A 3,541-nucleotide genomic window follows, 5' to 3' on the forward strand; every position below is an offset into this window, starting at 1 on the left:
AAAAAATTCGCTTCATGCTATCGCATGGCTCATGTCGCCAACGAATCTATCGATTCCGTTGCTTAAAATAGTTGATGATGCAGTGTTTTTAGCAATGTTATCTATAAATTGAAAATATTATTATTTCCTATGGAGTAAAAAATAGGTATATAGAGGAAAAATCTCTCTATATACTATTTATTTGATTCATCATCAGTTATTGCTTGTTCTAAAATAACTCTATCTCCTTCTCTCAATTTATAATCCATCTTCAACTTTTTCTTTTAATACAAAATCTCTAATAAATTTTCTAATCAAATCAACAGGTATGATAAGAATTGATAATGAAATCACATACAACCATTCACTTAAAGTTAATCCAGCTGTTCTTAAGACTTCTCCACCTATATATGTGAAAACAACTTGAACAGCAAAAATTATACCTACAACCTTTAAAAAACCTTTATTTTCTAAAATATGATCAAATAAATTTAATTCATTTGTTCTAGCATTAAAAGTATTAAAAGCATTTAAGAAAATAAAGAAGGCAAAAAATCCAGTTAAGAAATATATGTCTTCGTTTCCTTCTAACCCAGTTCTAAATACCTCTCTTATATAAAATGATTTTAAGAAGAATACACTTATACCCGCAATAAACACTCCATTTATCAAAATAGAACTCCACATATCTTTACTAATAATTGATTCTGTTCTCTTTTTAGGAACTTCCTGCATATACTTACGCAAAGCTACTTCTCCTCCAAAGGCAAGGGCAGCTAAAGTATCCATTACTAAATTAACCCATAACATTTGAGTCATTGAAAGAGGTAAATTAATTCCAATAAAAGGTCCTAAAAAAGCAATTAAAATTGCTGCAACATTTACTGTAAGCTGATAAGTTATAAACTTTCTAATACTATGATAAATAGTTCTTCCATAAAGAACAGCTTTTGAAATTGAAAAAAAGTTGTCATCTAATACAACTATATCTCCTGCTTCTTTTGCTACTTCCGTACCACTGCCCATTGCAAACCCAACATCTGCTTTTTTAAGTGCTGGAGAATCATTTACCCCATCACCTGTCATTCCAACAACCAAGTCTAATTCTTGTGCAATTTTTACAAGTCTACTCTTATCTGTAGGAAGGGCTCTTGCAATTACTCTAATTTTAGGTAGCATTTTCTTTAAGTCTTCATCTGATAATTTTTGAATTTCACTAGAAGTTAATACTATCTCATCTTCATATCTCAAAAGTCCAGATTCTTTTGCAATAGCAACGGCAGTTTCTTTTCTATCTCCCGTTATCATAACAACTTGTATTCCTGCTTCTTGTACTTCTTTAATAGCCTCTTTAGATTCTTCTCTTAAATCATCTCTAATTCCCATAATCCCTACTAATGTTAAATCTTCTAAATTTTTATCTTCTTCAAGATTTTCATGAGTTGTAGCTACTGCAATAACACGAATTGATCTGCTAGCTAAATTATCTATAGTATCTTCTAGTGTATTTTTATTAATTAGTTTTTTTCTATTTCCATTTTTATCATAATAATAATTACATTTTTCTAAAATCTTTTCAGGAGCTCCTTTTAATAATGTTAAATTATACTCTCCTTTAACTTGTGTTGCAGAAAATTTCTTCTCACTACTAAACGGAATAGAGTATACTTTTTCTATATTAAACTTATTTTTACTAAAATTATTTATAAATCCCAACACCGCTCTTTCTGTTGCATTACCACCAATAATTTGATACCATCCTGTCTCATCACACTCTGCAACAACTGCATTAGTATTTTGTGTTATAGATAAATCTAATAACTTATTAAGCTCACCTGTAATTTCATTAAATGTACTATAGCTTTTATTTTCTCCATCAACAAAAGTCACAACTTCTAATTGTCCTTTTGTAATAGTTCCTGTCTTATCAGAAAATAAAATATTTAAACTTCCTGATGTTTCAATTCCTATTAGCTTTCTTACTAATATATTATCATCTAATAATTTCTTCATATTTAATGATAATACCATGGCAATCATCATAGGAAGCCCTTCTGGAACAGCAACAACAATAATAATAATAGCTAAAATAACAGCTGTCACTAAATCATTTACAACATTTGTCCAATCTGAAGCATAACTTAAAATAGATCCTATATTATATCCATTATCTATAACTATCTTTTTAAACATAAAAGATAAAGCAATTAAGCTACCTCCAATATATCCAAATTTACTTATTCCATCTGCAAGATGTCCTAATTTTACCTTTAATGGTGAATCTCTTTCTTCTGTTTGCAATTCTTGTGCTAATTTACCATAAAAAGTATTATCTCCAACCGTTTTTACTTGTAAAATAGCTTCTCCTGAAGAAATAACTGTACCTCTAAATACTTTATATGCATCTAAAAAATCTACACTTTCTTCATTATTATATTTATAATCTTTTGGTATCGCTTTTTTTTCTGCTTCCTTACTTTCTCCATTTAATACAGACTGATCTACTTGTAAAGTTCCTTCTATTAATATACCATCTGCTGGAATCTTATCTCCAGATTGTAAAAGAACAAAATCGCCCACTACAATATCATCAATTAAAATCTCATCTATTTTACTATTTCTATATACCTTACACTTTATCTTCGAAGCATCTTCTTGTAATTTTTGAAAACTCACTTCATTACTATGTTCTGACCAAGTTGCTACAAATGTTGCAATAAAAACCGCAAAAGCAATTCCTAAAGACTCATACCACTCCGTTTTACCTAAAAAGAAAAATATTACATTCATAACTAATGCCAGAATCAAAATTTTAATAATTGGATCTTCAAAATTCTCCTTAAGTTTATCCCAAAATCCCTCAACTTCTTGCTCTGTAAGCTTATTACTTCCATACTGTTTTCTAGATTCTTCTACAGCTTGTTCATCTAAACCTTTAATGTCATTTTTCATAATTTAGCCTCCCAAACATTAATTATTATTAGAAAATAAAGGTGCTATGTGTTAAATACACAAAGCACCATATTCTTAAAATTAATTTACATCAAGTCCATAATTTATACAAAGTGATCTAAGTCCTCCTTCAAATCCACTTCCTACAGCACTAAATTTCCATTCTCCATTATGTCTATAAAGTTCACATACAATAAGAGCAGTTTCTATAGAAAATTCTTCTCCAAGGTCATAACGCATAATTTCTTTATCAGTTTCTACATCTACTACTCTAACATATGCATTAGATACTTGTCCAAAATTTTGTGCTCTAGCAATGGCATCATGAATAGTAACTGTAATTCCAACTTTATGTATACGTGAAGGCATTGTATTAAAATCAATTATAATTTCCTCGTCATCTCCATCTCCAGCACCAGTTCTATTATCACCAGTATGAACTACACAATCATCTTCACCTTTTAAATTATTATAGAAAATAAAATCTCTATCTTCATTTACTTTTCCATTTTCTCCAAGAACAAAATATCACTTCGTGATACTCTCAGATGAGTAGCAGAGCTACTCATCTGTATTTTTTGAAACTAATTCACCATTACATTTTGGACAT

At 29.3% G+C, this 3,541-nt stretch carries 1 protein-coding gene and 1 pseudogene; both read right to left on the bottom strand.

From position 1 onward, the window contains the following. Positions 1-237: 237 nt before the first annotated feature. Positions 238-2,931: a calcium-translocating P-type ATPase, PMCA-type gene (locus BUA77_RS12920; RefSeq protein WP_072890940.1), complete on the bottom strand. Its 2,694-nt coding sequence runs from the start codon at positions 2,929-2,931 to the stop codon at positions 238-240. An 81-nt stretch (positions 2,932-3,012) separates the two neighbouring features. Next, a pseudogene (locus tag BUA77_RS12925) lies at positions 3,013-3,444 on the bottom strand (TerD family protein); the annotation flags it as partial. Between the last annotated feature and the right edge of the window lie 97 nt (positions 3,445-3,541).

This window comes from Tepidibacter formicigenes DSM 15518, from assembly GCF_900142235.1.
GTDB classification, from domain to species: Bacteria; Bacillota; Clostridia; order Peptostreptococcales; family Peptostreptococcaceae; genus Tepidibacter; species Tepidibacter formicigenes.

Excerpts from the sequence above, each read along its gene's own strand:
- BUA77_RS12920 (WP_072890940.1), bottom strand. The coding sequence starts at position 2,931 with ATGAAAAATGACATTAAAGGTTTAGATGAACAAGCTGTAGAAGAATCT.